The sequence below is a fragment of the Lacrimispora sp. BS-2 genome (assembly GCF_040207125.1).
GTDB lineage: Bacteria > Bacillota > Clostridia > Lachnospirales > Lachnospiraceae > Lacrimispora.
Window position 1 is genome coordinate 120,195 of record NZ_CP157940.1, and the last position, 19,136, is coordinate 139,330.

General features: G+C 45.0%; 18 protein-coding genes and 1 pseudogene. 13 read left to right on the top strand and 6 right to left on the bottom strand.

The window, feature by feature from the left end; translation table 11 throughout:
- Positions 1 to 54: 54 nt before the first annotated feature.
- Both ABFV83_RS00570 and ABFV83_RS00575 read right to left on the bottom strand, forming a co-directional pair.
- Positions 55 to 734: pseudogene (locus ABFV83_RS00570) on the bottom strand (helix-turn-helix transcriptional regulator).
- 893 nt (positions 735 to 1,627) lie between these two features.
- Positions 1,628 to 2,026 carry a bacteriohemerythrin gene (locus tag ABFV83_RS00575; RefSeq protein ID WP_349946892.1) on the bottom strand — a complete coding sequence of 133 codons (399 nt, stop codon included), beginning with the start codon at positions 2,024 to 2,026 and terminating at the stop codon, positions 1,628 to 1,630.
- Positions 2,027 to 2,316: 290 nt separating this feature from the next.
- Between ABFV83_RS00575 and ABFV83_RS00580 the strand changes: the two genes are divergently transcribed.
- The 7 genes from ABFV83_RS00580 (at position 2,317) to ABFV83_RS00610 (ending at position 8,746) form a co-directional block, all read left to right on the top strand.
- A complete protein-coding gene (locus ABFV83_RS00580; protein ID WP_349946894.1) occupies positions 2,317 to 3,105 on the top strand; it encodes a pseudouridine synthase in 789 nt (262 codons plus the stop codon).
- Positions 3,106 to 3,115: 10 nt separating this feature from the next.
- The gene (ligA, locus tag ABFV83_RS00585; RefSeq protein WP_349948840.1) at positions 3,116 to 5,053 is read left to right on the top strand and encodes an NAD-dependent DNA ligase LigA; all 1,938 of its coding nucleotides are present in this window, start codon (positions 3,116 to 3,118) and stop codon (positions 5,051 to 5,053) included.
- A gap of 3 nt (positions 5,054 to 5,056) precedes the next feature.
- Positions 5,057 to 5,977 carry a homoserine O-succinyltransferase gene (gene metA, locus ABFV83_RS00590; protein WP_349946896.1) on the top strand — a complete coding sequence of 307 codons (921 nt, stop codon included), beginning with the start codon at positions 5,057 to 5,059 and terminating at the stop codon, positions 5,975 to 5,977.
- A 332-nt stretch (positions 5,978 to 6,309) separates the two neighbouring features.
- Positions 6,310 to 6,555 (top strand): hypothetical protein, encoded by a 246-nt coding sequence (locus tag ABFV83_RS00595; protein WP_349946897.1) that lies wholly within the window; start codon positions 6,310 to 6,312, stop codon positions 6,553 to 6,555.
- A gap of 116 nt (positions 6,556 to 6,671) precedes the next feature.
- Positions 6,672 to 6,854 (top strand): hypothetical protein, encoded by a 183-nt coding sequence (locus ABFV83_RS00600; RefSeq protein ID WP_349946899.1) that lies wholly within the window; start codon positions 6,672 to 6,674, stop codon positions 6,852 to 6,854.
- A gap of 146 nt (positions 6,855 to 7,000) precedes the next feature.
- Positions 7,001 to 7,129, top strand: a complete 129-nt coding sequence (locus ABFV83_RS00605) for a hypothetical protein (RefSeq protein WP_349946901.1) — start codon at positions 7,001 to 7,003, stop codon at positions 7,127 to 7,129.
- Between the two features lie 201 nt (positions 7,130 to 7,330).
- A complete protein-coding gene (locus ABFV83_RS00610; RefSeq protein WP_349946903.1) occupies positions 7,331 to 8,746 on the top strand; it encodes a glycosyl hydrolase family 18 protein in 1,416 nt (471 codons plus the stop codon).
- Between the two features lie 85 nt (positions 8,747 to 8,831).
- On the opposite strand, the gene ABFV83_RS00615 is transcribed toward ABFV83_RS00610, so the two are convergent.
- The 3 genes from ABFV83_RS00615 to ABFV83_RS00625 all read right to left on the bottom strand — a co-directional run bounded on the left by ABFV83_RS00615 (position 8,832) and on the right by ABFV83_RS00625 (position 12,219).
- The gene (locus ABFV83_RS00615) at positions 8,832 to 9,542 is read right to left on the bottom strand and encodes a hypothetical protein (protein ID WP_349946905.1); all 711 of its coding nucleotides are present in this window, start codon (positions 9,540 to 9,542) and stop codon (positions 8,832 to 8,834) included.
- Positions 9,526 to 11,067, bottom strand: a complete 1,542-nt coding sequence (locus ABFV83_RS00620) for a DUF1538 domain-containing protein (protein WP_349946906.1) — start codon at positions 11,065 to 11,067, stop codon at positions 9,526 to 9,528. The genes ABFV83_RS00615 and ABFV83_RS00620 overlap by 17 nt, the downstream gene beginning before the upstream one ends.
- Positions 11,068 to 11,244: 177 nt before the next feature.
- Positions 11,245 to 12,219, bottom strand: coding sequence for a helix-turn-helix transcriptional regulator (locus tag ABFV83_RS00625; protein ID WP_349946908.1), 975 nt, complete (start codon positions 12,217 to 12,219; stop codon positions 11,245 to 11,247).
- A 242-nt stretch (positions 12,220 to 12,461) separates the two neighbouring features.
- On the opposite strand from ABFV83_RS00625, the gene modA reads away from it, so the two are divergent.
- From modA to ABFV83_RS00645, 4 genes are all read left to right on the top strand, one after another.
- On the top strand, positions 12,462 to 13,355 hold the full coding sequence (modA, locus tag ABFV83_RS00630; RefSeq protein WP_349946909.1) for a molybdate ABC transporter substrate-binding protein: 894 nt from the start codon (positions 12,462 to 12,464) through the stop codon (positions 13,353 to 13,355).
- 29 nt (positions 13,356 to 13,384) lie between these two features.
- Complete coding sequence (gene modB, locus ABFV83_RS00635; protein ID WP_312445114.1) at positions 13,385 to 14,083, top strand: molybdate ABC transporter permease subunit; 699 nt, start codon at positions 13,385 to 13,387, stop codon at positions 14,081 to 14,083.
- A gap of 1 nt (position 14,084) precedes the next feature.
- Positions 14,085 to 15,137, top strand: coding sequence for an ATP-binding cassette domain-containing protein (locus ABFV83_RS00640; RefSeq protein ID WP_349946911.1), 1,053 nt, complete (start codon positions 14,085 to 14,087; stop codon positions 15,135 to 15,137).
- A gap of 216 nt (positions 15,138 to 15,353) precedes the next feature.
- Complete coding sequence (locus ABFV83_RS00645) at positions 15,354 to 15,563, top strand: TOBE domain-containing protein (RefSeq protein WP_025234675.1); 210 nt, start codon at positions 15,354 to 15,356, stop codon at positions 15,561 to 15,563.
- A gap of 85 nt (positions 15,564 to 15,648) precedes the next feature.
- Here the strand turns inward: ABFV83_RS00645 and ABFV83_RS00650 are convergent, their stop codons facing one another.
- Positions 15,649 to 17,199 carry a polysaccharide biosynthesis protein gene (locus ABFV83_RS00650; RefSeq protein ID WP_349946913.1) on the bottom strand — a complete coding sequence of 517 codons (1,551 nt, stop codon included), beginning with the start codon at positions 17,197 to 17,199 and terminating at the stop codon, positions 15,649 to 15,651.
- Positions 17,200 to 17,432: 233 nt separating this feature from the next.
- On the opposite strand from ABFV83_RS00650, the gene nifS reads away from it, so the two are divergent.
- Both nifS and nifU read left to right on the top strand, forming a co-directional pair.
- On the top strand, positions 17,433 to 18,617 hold the full coding sequence (nifS, locus tag ABFV83_RS00655; protein WP_349946915.1) for a cysteine desulfurase NifS: 1,185 nt from the start codon (positions 17,433 to 17,435) through the stop codon (positions 18,615 to 18,617).
- Between the two features lie 69 nt (positions 18,618 to 18,686).
- Positions 18,687 to 19,124 carry a Fe-S cluster assembly scaffold protein NifU gene (nifU, locus tag ABFV83_RS00660; RefSeq protein ID WP_349946917.1) on the top strand — a complete coding sequence of 146 codons (438 nt, stop codon included), beginning with the start codon at positions 18,687 to 18,689 and terminating at the stop codon, positions 19,122 to 19,124.
- Positions 19,125 to 19,136 lie beyond the last annotated feature (12 nt).

Below are 19,136 nucleotides of genomic sequence, written 5' to 3' on the forward strand. Positions count from 1 at the left end.
TCAAGTTCTCTTTGAAAAGAACAAGCATTCAATAATTTGAAATTTGCTCTTTTTTCATTTTACCAAACAAGTAAGCATTTGTCTTCTGTGTTTCTTCTTACCCTGCTTTTTGCCTGAATTTTTCAAATGCTTGGATTTTTGAAGCACCCTCATCATTACTTCAAACTTAACATCTGTCAGCTTGGTATAGTCAATCCCCTGCCGACGACAATACGGGGCAACCTGTTTTTTCTGTGCGTACCCTCAAGGTTGGAAACAAACTCAATGTCCTGCTACAATTCCCGCACGAAATCGGTTTCCGGGGCGCAGGTGCTGTCCTGCCTGTGGGCTTTCTTTATGTCCCTGATGATACTGGCAATTCCGTCCACATAAATCTCAATGTCAGCCAGTAGCTTCACAAAATCCCTGTGTGCCGCCATTTCAAATAGAAGCCGGGTATTGATTGCCCCGCTTTTTAATAGCTCTATCATAGTATCACTCAAATGCAGTTTCGCAAGGTCTGCGTTTGGGTGATTTTTTGATTCGGTCAGGCCCAGCAGATAATCAGCGGACACGTCGTAGAATTTCACCAGCGTCACAATGCTGGTGTGGCTGATGTCCTTGTAATTCTCTGTTTCATAGTTGCCCAAAGCGGATTTTGAAATGCCCGTTCGCTATTCCAACTGCTCCAGCGTCAGGTCCCGTTCCACCTGCAAATCCTTTAACCGTTCCTGTTTGGTCAAGGCCACATTCATAGCCATATCCCCTTTTTCCGTTTCGGTTTTCTCCCTGTTCCCATTATACCATATCTTTCCACAAGCGTGGAATTTTTTCGTTTTCAGGCTGTTTTCCAACCTTGTGGATATACGGGAGGGGCGGTCAAAAAGTATACACTTGGAGTAGTTCATCGATGGACAGCCGCAAGCAAGCCCTTGTCAAAGAGATAGCGGAACTGACGGTGGACACTATATCCCCTGAACAGGTATAGCAGATTTCCGGCTACCTGGATACATGGAAAATCTGACGGGCAGAACACCACCCGTCAGACCGTTACCCTGTGTAGTCCCTTGTAAACTGTAGTAAGCGCTGAAATGCTTGCGCCTGTTTCCAACTTGATTTCAGTTCCATCATTAAGAACCATTTTTCCTTGTTCATATAATTTTCCTGCCCGTTTCTAGGCAATAAAATAAGAGCTTTTCAGCTCTGGTTGATAAGTTTATTTACTCCATCAAAATAGCAATTGGCCTGCCTAAATTACCATAATTCATCTATTACTCATAACATAGAAAATCAACTTGAATCCGTATCGTATACCGCCGAAAACCGCATCACACCTATACTCATTAACCTGCTCACCGTCTTATCGTCTGTAAAATTCCGTCCTCTCCCTCAAACTTAAAAAGCAGCGGATACGGTAGACAGCCGGGCACATACCAAGCCATGCAGGCTATGGGGGATGGTTTGCCTCTTATTACACCGCTATTTATCTTTCGCACATTTGTGCCGATCCCAAATACTCCCATATAAATTCCTACCTATCATAGTATCGCTCAAACCATTTTGGCTGAATTTAAAGAATATATAAGTTTATTTAAACCGGACATGGAAAAAGGCGGCCAATGGGGCCGCCCTTTTTCATCTGAAACCATTATCGTGCATTCTTTGCATACTCGCCGATTTTTTTGTCCATGTTAGAAATATGTTTTGTAAGCCAATCCACTACCATCTGGTTGGCATTTAAAATCACCAGAAGATTGCCTCCGGAAGATTTATAATCATTCCTTAATTTCTCCAGTTGTGCAATGAAAGCGGTATGAGCCTGCTTTTGCTCGGCATAACCGGGATAGTGAATGCTCATCATGTATTTTTCTTCGTCTGCAAAATGCTTTTTTGTGTAATCATCCAAAAAATCAAGAAGCTCTCCGACGTATTCCTTTGCGCGGTTGTTTTTCCCAGCTTCAAACAGTTTTTCTGCTTTCTCAAACCACATTTTATGCTGATCGTCAATCATTGATATCCCTACGGATAAGTTCGGTGTCCACGGCATTGCAATTCCTCCTAAAGTTTTTAAACATTTTTACATCTTCTTACATCTTATACCAAAATTTCCAAAAGTTCAACTATGGATATAGAATAGAAAGGACATTTCAGATAAAATGGGGAAGTTAACATTGGAAAATGTGTTCCACAGGGAGCGGGGGAAACTGCGGTCAAAATATGCAGATGAATTGACGTACCTCCCTGGTAATGCTATAATTTTTACTTAGTATAGTAAGGGAGAAAGACCCCCTGCAGGAATACCGTTATGCCCCAAAGCATGGGCAGGAAAGAGGAAACATGGAGACAGAAGGAATCCGTCTGAATAAATTTTTAAGTGAAGCCGGGATATGTTCCCGAAGGGAGGCGGATCGCTTCATTGAGGCTGGGAAAGTCTGTATAAACGGACAGGCAGCCACGCCCGGCCAGAGGGTTTTACCCGGCCAGTCAGTTACCATAAATGGCCGCACCATATGCGCAGGAAAAGGAGATAACAGCCATAAGGAAGAATCAGTCCTTCTGGCAGTCCATAAACCCAGGGGCATCGTATGCACCACATCGGATAAGGACCGCGCTCCAAACATAGTGGATATGGTGGGTTATCCCGTAAGGATTTACCCCATCGGCCGTCTGGACAAGGATTCTGAGGGGTTGATCCTCATGACCAACCAGGGCTCTCTGGTGAATAAAATGATGCGCAGCGGAAATGCTCATGAAAAAGAATATCTGGTGAAGGTCAACCGCCCGGTAACCGATGAATTTATCCGGAAAATGAAAAAGGGAGTATTCCTGCCGGAATTAAATGTCACCACCAGGCCCTGCATGGTGTCCAAGGCCGGTGAAAAAGCGTTCCGCATCATTCTGACCCAGGGGCTAAACCGCCAGATCCGGCGGATGTGCGGCCAGCTGGGCTTTGAAGTACGGATGCTAAAACGATTGCGCATTATGAATGTTGAACTGGGAGATTTAAAGCCCGGAGCTTACCGGGAGCTTTCGAAAAGGGAGTACCACCAGATGAAAGAGGCCTTAAAAGGCTCGACGAATCGTTCCTATAAAGAACAGAAAAAGGAGATATCTGATGGACGCTAACATAAGCAGAATGAAAGAACTGGTTGCCGTTCTGACGGCAGCAGGAAAGGCTTACTACCAGGAAAGCCGGGAAATCATGAGCAATTTTGAATATGACAGGCTTTATGATGAGCTAAAGGAGCTGGAAGAGGAGACCGGAATCATACTCTCCCAAAGCCCCACCCAGAATGTAGGGTACCAGGTTTTAAGTGAGCTTCCCAAGGAGGCTCACGAAACTCCCATGCTTTCCCTTGATAAGACCAAGAGCACAGAAAGCCTTATGGAGTGGCTGGGTGGCCAGACCGGAGTGCTGTCCTGGAAGCTTGACGGGCTGACCGTAGTTCTTTCTTATAACCATGGAACCCTTCAAAAGGCCGTGACCCGGGGAAACGGAGAGATCGGTGAGGTTATCACAAATAACGCAAAAGTATTTTCCAACATTCCTTTAAATATATCCCATCAGGGAGAACTGGTTTTACGGGGGGAGGCAGTGATCAAGTATTCGGATTTTAGCCGGATCAACGAAGAAATTGAAGATGTAGCAGCCAAATACAAGAACCCCAGGAACTTATGCAGCGGTTCCGTAAGGCAGTTAAACAACCAGATCACAGCCCGGAGAAATGTGAATTTTAAAGCGTTTGGCCTGGTAACAGCAGAGGGCGTTGACTTTAAAAACTCCAGAAAAGAGCAGTTTGAATGGTTAAAGAGGCAGGGCTTTGATGTGGTGGACTATAAAATGGTGACCAGGGATACCCTGCCGGAGACGGTAGAGGAATTTTCCAAAGCCATTTCCTGCTATGATATTCCTTCAGACGGCCTGGTGCTTCTGTTTGATGATATCGCTTACGGAGAATCCCTTGGCAGAACGTCCAAATTCCCCCGTAATGCCATCGCCTTTAAATGGGCCGATGAAATCAGGGAAACAAGGCTTGACCACATCGAATGGAGTCCATCCCGGACCGGGCTCATCAACCCGGTGGCAATCTTTGATCCTGTGGAGTTGGAAGGAACCACGGTGAGCCGGGCCAGTGTCCACAATCTAAGCATTATGGAGGCATTGGAGCTGGGGGAGGGAGATGAAATCACGGTGTATAAAGCCAACATGATCATTCCCCAGATTGCCGATAACCTGACAAGAAGCAAAAAGATACAGATCCCTGAACAATGTCCTGTCTGCGGCGGAAAGACGGAGATCCGCAAGATAAATGATGTCAGGAGCTTATACTGCACCAACCCGGACTGCCAGGCCAAACGGCTGAAAGGTTTTACCCTTTTTGTGAGCAGGGATGCGTTAAATATTGACGGTTTATCAGAGGCGACTCTGGAGAAATTCATCGGAGCCGGATTCATACGGGAATATGCAGATATTTTCCATTTGGAGCAGCATGAGGAAGTCATCACCCAGATGGAAGGCTTCGGAAAAAAATCCTACGATAACCTGATAAAAGCGGTAAAGAAAGCTTCCCATACCACCCTTCCAAGGCTGATTTACGGCCTGGGAATCGCTGGAATCGGCCTGGCAAATGCAAAGATGCTGTGTCAGGAATTTAAGTTTGATTTTGAAAAGCTGCGCACCGCGGAGGAAGAGGAACTGACCACTGTCCCGGGCATCGGCAAGGTGCTTGCGGATGCATGGATCACTTATTTTAAGGAAGAGAAGAACAATGAGATGGTGGACCGCCTGTTGTCAGAGGTTACCATTGAGAGAGAAGCGGAGGCCAGCGGGAACGGAATCTTTGAAGGCATGGTATTTGTCATTACCGGATCCGTGACCCACTATGAAAACCGGAAGGCCCTTCAGGAGGTCATTGAAGCCCATGGAGGCAAGGCAACTGGTTCGGTGACCTCTAAGACTACCTATTTGATCAACAATGATACTACATCCAATTCTTCCAAAAATAAAAAGGCAAAGGAACTTGGAGTGCCCATTATTTCAGAAGAGGATTTCATAAAGATGCTGGAGGAATAAATTATGCCGATTAAAGTACAAAAGGATTTACCTGCAAAAGCCATACTGGAAAAAGAGAATATCTTTATGATGGATGAGGACCGTGCTTTAAGCCAGGACATCCGCCCTCTGGAGATTCTGATCATTAATCTCATGCCTATAAAGGAAGAGACAGAGACTCAGCTTCTCCGGGCCTTATCCAACACTCCTCTGCAGGTGGACTGTACCTTTTTGATGCTGGAGAGCCATACTTCCAAGAATACGTCAGCCAGCCATTTAAATAAATTTTATGTTTATTTTGACGAGGTAAAGAAAAAAAAATTCGACGGCATGATCATCACCGGAGCGCCGGTGGAGAACATGGAATTTGAAGAGGTTAATTACTGGGAAGAGTTAAAGAAGATCATGGAATGGAGCAAGACCCATGTGACCAGCACCCTCCACATCTGCTGGGGGGCCCAGGCGGGGCTTTATTACCATTATGGCATACAGAAATACAAAAGAGAGAGCAAGCTGTCAGGCATTTACCGGCATAAGGTTCTGGACCGGAAGGTCCCCCTTGTCCGCAGCCTGGATGATTATGTGATGGCTCCTCATTCCCGTTATACTGAGGTGAGGAGAGAGGATATTGAAAAGCAGCCGGAGCTGGTGATCCTGGCGGAATCAAAAGAGGCCGGAATCCTTCTGGTGATGAGCCGGGACGGAAAGCAGGTATTTGTCCAGGGGCATCCGGAATACGACCGCATGACTTTAGACGGGGAATATCACCGGGATCTGGGGAAGGGATTGGAGCCTGAAATTCCCTGTAATTATTATGAAGACGATGACCCCAATACGGTTCCTGTGTTAAATTGGAGAAATGTGGCGAATACGCTGTATGGGAACTGGCTGAACTTTTATGTATATCAGATCACGCCTTATCTGCTTGAGGTGGAAGAAAATTAGTCTTTATTTTACAAGGATTTCTGCAGTTTTAATTAATTGTTCGAGATTGGAAAAGTATCGCAAACTATCACATAATAACGGGTTTTATCATCTATATAACCCCTCTATTGGTTGTAATGATACAATTGATGGAGGGCTTATTTAGATGATAAATTGTAAAATTAAATTTTGTACATTGAATCTTATTGCTGCATAGGCAACAATAACTTGAACATATGGGCAATGAACTCTTATTTGCCTTGCGTGAATTATTTCCATAATTATCCACTGTATAAATTTGGTAATATATAATATAATTTATATATTACCATTTTTGTAAAGGAGTGAAGCATATGGCAAGAGGAGTTCGCAAATCACCGATTGAAAAACTTAGAGAAGAGCTAAAAAATACACAAGATTCCATAGAACAATATAAGACCGCAATCAAAACGCTTCATCAGAAAGAGAAACAGATACAGGAAGAAATTAAGTTGGAAGAATTTAAAGAAGTGTCAGCAATTCTTGAAGAGAAAAACATGTCGATATCTGAATTAAAAGATATACTTACCTCAAAAGAAGAAGGGCAGCAAGACGAATAAGAGATAGACCGGTTTCCATAAAAGATTCCGGTCTATTATTTTTTTAATAATTAAGAACATATGTTTGGATTTTGTTCACGCTTGTGTTATAGTAACATCAGAAAGGTGGGATTACCATGTCAAAACCCAAATTAAAAGAAAGACAACAACGAATATTAGTTTATATACGTCAAATAATTACAGATAGAGGGTATCCGCCTATTGTAAGAGAAATAGTCCAAGAACCATTGAAGTGGTTAAGGATGTCGATCCATTATTTATTGAACCAGTCGTTAAGGTTCCTTAGCTTGGAACCGTAGCTGCTGGAACACCAATTAAGCTGACCAGAATATTGAAACTTATTATTCAATCCCAGCGAGTAAATTTTAAATAACAAAGAAACCTTTATGCTCAATGTGCGCGGAAATCTGGACATTGATTCCTACGGAAAAGATTTGCAGGAAAAATGCCTGAAACCTGCCTGAAACCTGCACGGGACATCATGGTGGAAACTCTGGAGATGATGGATCAGACAATAAAAAACAGCGCAAAGCGTAAAGAAGCTTATGCGGTAGAACAGAGCAGACGTTTTTGAAAGTGGAGATAGTATTGTCGAAGAATAATATAGTAAAAACGTTGAAAATCAAAGCAAAATTATAGGAACAGAAATGATTGGAACGCAAAATCCAAAATAAACATATCCATAATTATGCATTTGATCCATTTTTTGCGCGTTGTTCAAGGAATAACCAGCATGTTATACTTGTAAAAACCAAAGAGAGAAAAGGATCAAGTGATGAATAAAAGTACTATGAAAAAAATATTTTTATCTGCTTCCGTTTTTATGCTGATCATTCTGGGGTGGGTCTTTAGCTGGGTAGCATTTGCTGAAAAGCCTGACAGAATTTCTAAGGAGTCATCCCAAAGCGCTGCAACCGCCACTCTTGCAGACACACAGGTAGCCCTTTCCCAGAAAGCCATTGCAGATAATCCGGAAACGGCAGCGTTCCTTGCTGCAGAAACATCTGCTCCGCCCGCAGCGGAATCGTCTGATCTGCCTGCAGTGAAATCGTCTGATCTGCTTGCAGCGAAATCGTCCGATCTGCCTGCAGCGGAACCGTCTGCTTCGCCCACAGCGGAACCCGCCCCTCTGCAGACTGGTAAATTAGTTGGGTATTATGCGGCATGGGCGGCCTATTATAATTACTATCCAAACCAGATTGATGCCGGAAAGCTGACCCATATAAATTATGCTTTTGCAAACATTGGTTCCGACTTAAAACTGACCCTTGGATATCCTGACGTGGATCCTTCCAACATAAAGCTTTTAAATTCCTTAAAACAGACCAATCCGGATTTAAAAACCTTAATTTCCGTGGGAGGCTGGAACTGGTCCGGGAAATTCTCAGATGTGGCCCTGACAGAGGAGACCAGAGCTTCATTTGCTGACAGCTGTGTTGATTTCATTAAAAAATACGGATTTGACGGTGTTGACCTGGACTGGGAGTATCCGGTCAGCGGAGGTCTGGAAACAAATGCCAGGCGCAGGGAAGATAAACATAATTTCACCCTGCTTCTTAAAAAAATTCGTGAAAAACTGGATGCTCAGGGGGCTGCTGACAATAAGCATTACTTACTGACCATTGCAGGAGGCGCGGATAATTCTTACATAAACAATGTGGAGCTGTCAAAGCTGGCTCAGTATCTGGATTATGCAAATGTCATGACCTATGATCTGCATGGATTCTGGGATTCAAATACAGACCTTCTCGCTCCTCTATATGACAACAGCGATCCATCCCCTCAGTATAAAGCCAGTGTGGATAAGGCTGTCACTGCCTGGCTGGGGGCATCCTTTCCGGCGGAAAAGATGGTAATGGGTATCCCGTTTTACGGATACTTATATTCTTCTGTGAATAATTCAAACAATGGTTTATACCAGTCCTTTGGCGGTTCCAATTCCATCGGATATCAGGCCATTAAAGATAATTACTTAAATAAACCTGGCTATACCAGTCATTTTCATTCCCAGTCAAAGGTTCCCTGGCTGTTTAACGGTACGATCTTTATAAGCTATGAGGATCCAAAATCCATAGGCTATAAAACGGATTATATCAAATCAAAGAAATTAGGCGGCGCAATGGTCTGGGAGTTGAGCCAGGACCCGGAGGGGGAGCTTTTAAGAGCACTGTATCAAGGATTGAAACAATAAAAGAAAGGCGCCAGTTCCATATCCCGGGAAGGGAATATGGGACTGGCGCCTGTTTTGGCTCCGGTCGGTCCAGATGAGGATTTTCTCATTTTTTCAGAGTGCTGAGTCCAGCCACTTCATCTACGGGAAGAGAAAAAGCGATGGCATGTTCTCCGGTTTCTTTTAACACTGTTTCGCAGATGGATTTAAGAACCGCCTGCTTATCCGTAACGGGAACCAGGATAAGGAGAATTTCCTTCTCACTGGAAAGAGTCAGACCAAAAAGCTTTTTTGAATCATCAGCAAGAGCTTCTCTGGCTTTGACCAGGGTTCCCCCCTTGCAGCCGGCATTTCTGGCAGCTTCCATAATGGGAGCGGAAAGGTCGGTATTGATGACAGTAGCAATTAGTTCGTATTTGGTCGTATCTGACATAGAGCGATCCTCCTTGTGATAATCTGTGGATACAGGCATATTCCCGCCTGACAGGGCATTTTCTAAAATACTGGAAGCTGCGGCGCTGATCCCTGACAGGGGGATGGTAAATACAATGCCATAGCCTGGTTTTTCAAGCTCCAATGCTTCATGGAGAGAGGATAATAAGCGTCCGGTAGCCGTTTCCTCTACGATTCCGATAACCAGATCCTTTTCCGGCTCGTCAAGTCCCAGGCAGTCCTTGATTGCAGAACTTGCGGTTCCATGTCCTCTGGTAATGAGAAGCAGTTCCTGATGATGTGCTTTAAAAACGGAAGCTGCTTTTTCGCCCTTTCCTCTGGCTACGATAACCGTGATCCAGTTTATTTTACGATTGGAAATCATCAGCTTGCTCCTTTCCTAAGTCAATAAATTCAAACTCCATATTAAGCTGCGGCTCATTGGACGGAACATTTGCTTTTCTGGTCTTATACTGATAAGAAACGCCAATGAGCTGTATGATGATCAGGGGCGTCATAGCGACCATGGCCACAATGCCAAAGGCATCGGTTACTATATTTCCTCCCAGGGCTTCACAGGCTCCCATGGCAAAGGGAAGCAGGAAGGTGGCCGTCATAGGGCCGGAAGCGACACCGCCCGAATCAAAGGCAATGGATGTAAAAATCGGCGGCACCACAAAAGACAGGCCAAGGGCCAGGGCGTAGCCGGGAAGCAGGAGAGCCAGTAAGGGAAGACCTGTCATGACTCTTAGGATTGACAATCCAAGGGAGATTGACATGCCGATGGATAATCCGGTCATCATGGTTTTTTCCGAGATGGAACCTCCTGTAATGTCCTCTACCTGCTTATTTAAAACCTGTACGGCAGGTTCGGCTTTTACGATAAAATATCCAATGAGCATACCGATAGGAACCATAACCCAGTTGTAAGGAAGAGAGGCCAGCTGCTGTCCCAGATAATTACCGGCAGGCATAAAACCTACATTAACACCGGTAAGGAAAAGGGTCAGTCCGATATAGGAGTAAATAAGCCCCACCATAATTTTGATCAGCTGTCTTTTCCTCAGCTTCAGAAAGAAGATCTGGAATATGATAAAGAACAGCAAAATGGGGAAAAGAGCTAAAAAGACCTCCCAGGCATAATCAGGAAGCTCATGCTGAAAGGCCAGCCAGAGATCCTGGGAATTGTTTATGGAAGGAATTATCATGGGTTCATAATCCGTGGCAGAGGATTTGTAAACCAGGCCCAGGATCATAACGGAAAGAATGGGTCCAACGGAACATAAGGCCACAAGCCCGAAGCTGTCGCTGTCCGAATTCTTGCCCCGGCCGATCGATGAGAGGCCCACTCCAAGAGCCATAATAAAAGGTACAGTAATAGGACCTGTAGTCACGCCGCCGGAGTCAAAGGCCACAGCCAGGAATGCCTTGGGTACAAAAGCGGATGTAACAAAAAGTACGGCATAGCAGATCATAAGGATGCGGGATAAGCTCCAGCTAAACAAGTTTCTTAAAAATGCGATTGCCAGGAAAAAGCCTACTCCTGCGGCCACAGAAAAAATCAGAATCATGTCAGGAACTGCCGGAGTCTGTCCGGCCAGGACCTGAAGATCCGGTTCTGCTATGGTAATGATAAAACCAATAATAAAACAGGCAAAAACAATGAGCGGGAGCTTTTTTGATTTTGCCAGATGGGCACCCGCTTTTTCACCGATGATCATCATGGACATATCAACACCGAGTGTAAAAAAGCCCATTCCAAGGATTAAAAGGGTTGCACCTACCAGAAACAGCATCAGTGGGTCAAGAGGCATGGGAGTGATCGTTATGCACAAGATCAACACGATACATGTAACGGGCAGGACAGATGATAAGGATTCTACAATTTTTTCTTTTAATTTTTGATTCAAAGAGATACCTCCTGTTGTCCGTTTTTATGAAAGGGATTCTTAAGAATGATAATTTGCACAGAATTGTGCATGAGCCTGCAGACTCTTTTTAGATCATAAATAGTTTAACACATAAATAGTTGCGAGTGCAACTAAAATTTTTATGAATAATTATCATTACTGGAAAAGTCCGCTTCTTCAGCCATTTACAAACGTGCATTTGCCTGTCTTACCAATTTCATATCCTTTAAATGGAAGAAGGCTGTTTTTAAATTCCCGGGAATTTACCGTGTCCACAATGTTTTGAAAGGCCCGATGGTTCATGGCTTCCTTAGAAAAGACCAGATCCATGAACAGGCTGGACAGAGGAATAAAGTCCAGCTGGGGATATGCAGCCAGGTGGGAGACATCGCCGATGCCTGCATCAGCAGCTCCCGATGCGACTGCATTTGCGGCTGACATATGGGAGAGGCATTCTGTCTGGTAGCCGGGAATGGCGGCTTTTTCAATGTTATGGGATGTAAGGAGGGTGTCCAGATAGATTCGGTACCCGTTCCCCTTCTCCCTGTTTATGAACCGGATATCCGGGCGGCATAGGTCCTTTACGGTGTGTAAGCCTCTGGGGTTTCCTTTTCTGATGTAAAAGCCCGCTAAAAGGCTGCAGATATGGAGGACTGCTGCTTCCTTTCCAGGGAGCAAACTCTGGATCTGCCGGATTTCCTGCCCTTCCTGGCTGTTGCTAAAGGATGTAAGGGCCATATGGGTCTTTTCATAGTACAGGGAATACAGGCTGTTATAATCATTCATATAGGAATGCAGAATGGGAAGGCTGTCCGGGCGCAGGCTCAGCTGGCTGCGAAGTAGCTCCACAACCCTGGATTCCTGGCTGCTTATGATCAGGCCGCTGGCGTTGAGAAGATAGTCCATCTGCCGGATTGCAAAATCAGCGGTAAAAAGCGGAATGTCCATGATTCCGGGAAGAGGCTCCTCTGCCTGGGAAGCGGCGGTGGTGTTTGGAGCCTTTAAATATTCCTCCAGCTGTTCCTGACTGACCCGTATCTGCTTTCCTACCTTTGATGCCTTTAATTCTCCCCGTTTTATCAGTTCATATACAGTGGATTTTTTGATTTTAAGCTGGTCAGCCACTTCCTGGGTGGTATATATTTTTTTCATACGTTTTCCTCTTTGCTTCCTGGGGTTTCCATCATTTATAAATAGTTATAGCATATATCCTTTCATTGTCAATCAAAGGGGGCGAAAGATGCCGGAAATCCCGATGTAATTATATAAATAGAATGGCATTGACATTCCTTAAGTTATCATCTAAAATAAATTGGTAATTACCAAACGGGTAAAAACCCAACAAAACACAATCAAAATGAACAATATTGTTCAAAAAACCAGGAGGAAGTATTATGAACCAGGGAAAGAAATTATTAGCAGTTATGTTGGCGGCTATGTTTGCTGCCGGTACTGTAGTGGGGTGCGGTTCAACCGGTGCAAAGGCTACCCAGGCGGATCAGACAACTGTAAAAGAGGAAACCAGTAAGGCTGAGGAAACTGCAAAGGCAGAAGAAACAACAGCGGCAAAGGCAGAGAAGGAAGACCTTTATGTTTTTATTGCTGCCAGCTTGAAGAACACAATGGAAAAGGTCAAGGAAACTTATGAAAAAGATCATCCTAATGTAAATATCATTTATAATGCGGACAGTTCAGGAACTCTTCAGACCCAGATCGAGGAAGGCGCTCAGTGTGACATCTTCTTTTCAGCCGCAACCAAGCAGATGGATGCGTTAAAGGAAGGCGGATTCGTAGTAGACGGTTCCATTACCAACCTGCTTGAGAATAAGATTGTCTTAATCAAGCCCACAGGTGGAAAAACTGAGGTAACCGGTTTTGATAATATCACAAAGGCATCAAGCCTTGCTCTTGCCGGAGAGGATGTACCTGTAGGCCAGTATGCAAGAAAGCTGTTCACCAACTTAGGAAACCTTGATCAGGTAATGAAAATGGAAATTAACGAAGGCGCCAATGTAACCGCTGTTTTAACCGCTGTTGCAGAGGGAAGTAATGAAGTGGGTGTTGTTTATGCAACCGATGCTGCTTCCATGGCGGACAAGGTTGAAATCATTGCAGAAGCAGATAAGAGTATGATCGATCCTGCTGTTTATCCGGTAGGCCTGATTATCGACAAGGAGGCATCAGAGGGGCAGGCAAAGGCAGCTGCTGAATTTAAAGAGTATCTTGTTAGCGATGAGGGCGTTATGAAGCTGTTTACGGATGCCGGATTTGCTATTTCTTCAAAATAAATAATATATAAAAAAGGGGGTGAAAATCTATGCTGGATCTGATGAAAACAATAGATTGGAGTCCCCTTTTTATTTCTCTTAAAACGGGGATTCTGGCAACGGTGCTGACCTTTTTTCTTGGAATAGGCGCCGCAAGACTGATCATGAAGCTGAATAATACGGCAAAATCCATTGTAGATGGAATCCTGACCTTGCCGCTGGTGCTTCCGCCAACTGTGGCCGGGTTCTTTCTTCTTTTGATCTTCAGCCTTCGCAGGCCTTTCGGCAAATTTCTTTTTGAGGAATTTAATATAAAAATGGTACAGACATGGCCTGGATGTGTCATAGCAGCTTTTGTCATCGCATTTCCTTTGATGTACCGGAATGCAAGAGCAGCCTTTGAGCAGGTGGATGTTGACATGATCCATGCGGGAAGGACTCTGGGGCTGTCGGAAAGGAAGATCTTCTGGAAGATCATCGTTCCCATTGCTGCACCTGGACTGGCTTCCGGGACCGTACTCGCCTTTGCAAGAGCCATTGGGGAATACGGGGCAACTGCCATGCTGGCAGGAAATATCCTTGGAAAGACCAGAACGGTTTCCGTTGCAATTGCCTCCGAGGTGGCGGCAGGAAACTGGGATACGGCTGCATTCTGGGTATGCGTGATTGTTATCTTGTCTTTTTTTATTGTTGCTGTTATAAATTATATATCCGGAAAAAATATGAAACATGTGAACAGGTGGATTTGATATGGCATTGCAGGTAAACATCCGAAAAAAGTTTTCAGGATTTGAATTGAATGTGGAATTTGAGGCTGACGGCGGCTGCATGGGGATCCTGGGAGCCTCAGGCTGCGGGAAAAGCATGACATTAAAATGCGTGGCAGGAATTGAAAAGCCGGATCATGGCCGGATCGTTTTAAATGGGAAGGTGCTGTTTGATTCGGAAAAGGGAATCAATATGCCTGCCAGAGAACGCCGTGTGGGCTACCTGTTTCAGAATTATGCCCTGTTTCCCACCATGACCGTAGAGGAGAATCTGGCAATCGTGCTTCCGGGAAAGAAAAAGGATAAGCTTCCCCTTGTTGCAGAACAGTTAAGGCGCTTTCAGCTGGAAGGCCTGGAAAAGAGGTATCCCTCCCAGCTTTCAGGAGGGCAGCAGCAAAGAGTGGCCCTTGCCCGCATGCTTTTATATAGTCCGGATATCATTATGTTAGATGAGCCGTTTTCCGCATTGGATGGTTTTTTAAAGGATACCCTTCAGATGGAAATGCTGGAGCTGATTAAGGACTATAGCGGCGATGTGCTCATGGTATCCCATTCCAGAGATGAAATCTACAAATTCTGTGACCAAATGATGCTCCTTTCAGATGGAAAGACCATATTAAAAGGCAGCACAAAAGATATTTTCCGAAGGCCGGAAAGAATGGAAGCAGCAAAGCTGACCGGCTGCAAGAATATTTCATCCATAGAGAAAATAAGCGATTATGAGCTTTATGCCTGCGACTGGAAGATAAAGCTTAAGACAGAGGAGAAAATCGAAGATTCCATCCGGTACGTAGGAATCCGGGGCCATAACCTGATTCCGGCCCAGGGAAGGTCGGAGGAAAATGTCATGGAAATTCAACTGGCCGGGTTCGCGGATACGCCTTTCCAAAGGCAGTATTTATTCCGGAATGCAGACGATAAAACCTCCTCTAAGATCTGGTGGCTCCAGGATAAAAAGGACTTTGAAGAAGGAATGCACCAGAACATTCCGTCATTTATCAGGTTTCCCAAAGAAGATCTTTTGCTTTTGTTTTAGTATTTCTGATAACCGGTTGACAATAAATACAGAAATGCTTACAATAACTTTATGAAAAAGCAGTATAATCTTCTGGTTTACAATCCATAATTACTGCTATGTATTTCCTTCTTTCTGCCCTTGTTTTTGGCAGAGCCCAGCCCGTTTTATGGGGTGTAAGGGTATATTCGGAAGGTGTTTTCATGGATCAGGATTGGATGAGAGGAGACATTTGAGATGAAACTCAGTGCAAGAAATCAGTTTAAGGGAAAAGTTGTAGGGATTGAAACAGGTGCGGTGAACGCCATTGTAACCATTGATATCGGCGGCGGCAATATCGTTTCTTCCACAGTTTCCATGGCAGCGGTAAAGGACCTGGGACTGGAAGTCGGGAAAGATGCATATGCCATCATTAAAGCGACTTCTGTAATGGTTGGAATTGATTAAAAACGGAATCTCCAAAAAACGGACTTATGACAGTCCGTTTTTTGCTTTTTGATTATGTAAACTGAGGAAGATGATCTTTAAAAACTTAAAACTCCCTGGGTTTCTCCCCTTTCATGATATGGGAAACAAGGAGGAGAACCAGATAGAATATGCTTAAAATTGCAATATGGAATGCAGTCTTAATAAATAAAGACATCCCCTGAAACGGATCTGCCACGGAAAACAACGCAAAGTAGATTCCAATGGCGAGTACCATCAGTGCTGCCGGCTTTGCGATCATATCCCAGGCGTTCCATATGAAATCAACTTTTTTCCGCAGGGTCAGCACATGCATCATGGCCAGAAGCAGTTCGCTGGCCAGCATTCCCACCAGGTAGGCTAAAATCCCATACCTGGGAATCCCAAAGAGAACAAATCCCAAACGGATTACCAGGGCAATGGCATTTTGGACAAAGGTGACAGAGGTTTTCCCCAGGCCGTTTAAAATACTTCCCATGGTTGTCACCAGATAGAGGAAGGGACAAAGCCAGGCTAAAATGGTCATATAGGTTCCGGCGGTATTGTCCCTAAATACGCTGAAGCCCAAGTCGTTTCCGAACAAGGTGAATATGCCGATGCACAGGATTCCCACGTACAGGCAGTAGCGCAGTGACATGGAAATGGCATCGCCGATCCTCCGGTCATTTCCTTCTGACTGGGCCTCGGCTACTGTTGGAAGCAAAAGGACGGCCAGGGAATTAAATACGGTGGAAGGGAACAAAATAAAGGGCAAAGCCATTCCGGTCAAAACGCCGTATACGGAAAATGCCGCCGAATCAGAAAGTCCTGACATTTGCAGTCTGCTGGGAATTAAAATGGCCTCTGCGCTTGCAAGGATATTTAATACCAGGCGGTTTCCCATAAGAGGCAGCGCCAGGTGCATGAGCCCGGGCGCGGTTTCATGAAAGGAGGAGGAGACTGCCGTAACGCCTGCAGGCATCTTGGGTGAAAAAAAACGGTAGGCCACAACCGTATAAAGAGAAGAAACGATTTCTCCTATCAGATGGCCCATGACTGCCAGCTGGACCGTGATTTTGATCCCGGATTGCACCATGATATCAGCAATAAGGAACACTGCCCCAATTCTTACGGTTTGTTCGATCACCTGGGCAAATGCCGGGACATGGGGGCGCTGCATACCATAATAATAGCCATTGATGCAGGCGTGAATGGCCGAACAGGGGACGGATACCGCAATAAAGAGCAGAAGAGGGGCGCAGCGGGGCTCCATCAGGATATTGACGGCCAGAAAGTCCTTAAACCGGATGATTAAGTATGCCAGGGCTATGGAAATGGCCACTGAAATGACGAGGCCGGTTCGGAAAATGGAGCGGCCTTTTCTCACATTAGCGGCTACGGACTGGGATATGGCGGTCTGGATGGAGCCGGCGCATAAGGCAAAGCAGACGCCAAACACCGGATGGACCAGGCTGAAGATTCCGAGTCCTTCTGCGCCAATGGTCCGTGAGAGAAAAATCCGGTAAAAAAAGCCTAACAACCGGGTGATCAGCCCGGCAGAAGTCAAAAGAAGGGTGCCGGTGAGAAGCGCATATTTTCTTGGCGTAAGCTTCCCGGGAAATTTCAGAGAATCATTCATGCAATCTCCTGAAAAAGTGAATTATTATTAATATATGGAATGGGCTTCTTCTTCATGACATTTGTTACAGTTCAGACATGCCATTCATAATTGACGGACAGAACAACTTCTGCATAGCAGAACTATAGTTATAATGAGAATCATTCCTATTGAAATTCTAGGAAATGTGTGTATAATAGAAAATGTAGATGAAGCTTTTAACTTTAGGACTACAGAAAGGCGGAACTAACAATATGAAGCAACTGATTTATCTTGACAACGCAGCGACTACCCAAACGAGGCCTGAGGTCGTGGAAGCCATGCTGCCTTATTTTACGGAGTATTATGGAAATCCATCATCCGTATACGAGTTTTCCGGCATCTCAAAAAAGGCCGTGGCAGGAGCCAGAGAAACCATTGCAAACGCTCTGGGTGCCAAGTCTAACGAGATCTATTTTACGGCAGGCGGTTCAGAGTCTGACAACTGGGCGCTGATTGCAACTGCAGAAGCTTATGCTTCAAAAGGAAAACACATTATCACCAGTAAAATCGAACACCATGCCGTGCTTCATACCTGTGAATATCTGGAGAAGCAGGGTTTTGAGGTGACCTATTTAAATGTAGATGAAAATGGGTTCATAAAGCTGGATGAGCTAAAAAAAGCGATCCGCCCAGATACCATCCTTATTTCCATCATGTTTGCCAATAACGAGATAGGAACCATAGAACCGATCAGGGAAATCGGAGAGATTGCAAAAGAGCGGGGAATATTATTCCACACAGATGCGGTCCAGGCATTTGGCCATGTGCCCATCAATGTGGATGATTACCATATCGATATGCTCAGTGCCAGCGGCCATAAGATCAACGGCCCCAAGGGCATTGGCTTCCTATATATCAGAAGCGGCATCAAATCCCGTTCCTTCATTCATGGAGGCGGACAGGAAAGGAAACGCCGCGCCGGTACGGAGAATGTGCCTGGAATCGTAGGCTTTGGCAAGGCTGTGGAGCTTGCGGAAGCAGGCATGGAAGAGAGAGCAAATAAAGAACGCCAGCTTTGCAATTATCTCATGGACCGTGTTATGGCAGAGGTCCCTTATACAAGAATTAACGGACACAGGAAAAACAGGCTGTCCAATAACGTAAATTTTGCATTCCAGTTTATTGAAGGAGAGTCCTTGCTCATCATGCTGGATATGAAGGGCATATGCGGTTCCAGCGGTTCTGCCTGTACTTCAGGCTCTTTAGACCCATCCCATGTGCTGCTTGCCATTGGACTGCCTCACGAGATCGCCCATGGCTCCCTTCGTCTGACCTTAGATGAACGCAACACAATGGAAGAGATGGACTATGTTGTGGAATCCATTAAGGAGATCGTGGAAAAACTGCGCAGTATGTCCCCGCTTTATGAAGATTATATTAAACATCAGGCGAAATGATTCAAGGAACCGCCTTTTGGCGGCTGGAAACAAAGCAGACAGATTACCTGGAAATGGAGAAAATAGATTATGTATACAGAAAAAGTAATGGATCATTTTGAGCATCCAAGAAATGTAGGGGAAATTGATAACCCCAGCGGTATGGGTACCGTAGGAAATGCCAAGTGCGGCGATATTATGAGAATTTATCTGGATATTGATGAAGATCAGATCATCCGTGATGTAAAATTTAAAACCTTTGGCTGCGGAGCCGCGGTTGCTACAAGCAGCATGGCTACGGAGATGGTAAAGGGAAAATCCGTTCAGGAGGCCATGGACGTGACGAATCAGGCGGTGTGCGAAGCTCTTGACGGATTACCTCCTGTAAAGGTGCACTGTTCCCTGCTGGCAGAGGAAGCCATCCACGCTGCCTTATGGGACTATGCAAAGAAAAACGGACTTGAGATTGAGGGCTTAAAGAAACCCAAGTCTGATATCGGTGAGGAAGAAGTGGAAGAAGAATATTAAGATGCCGGGCTT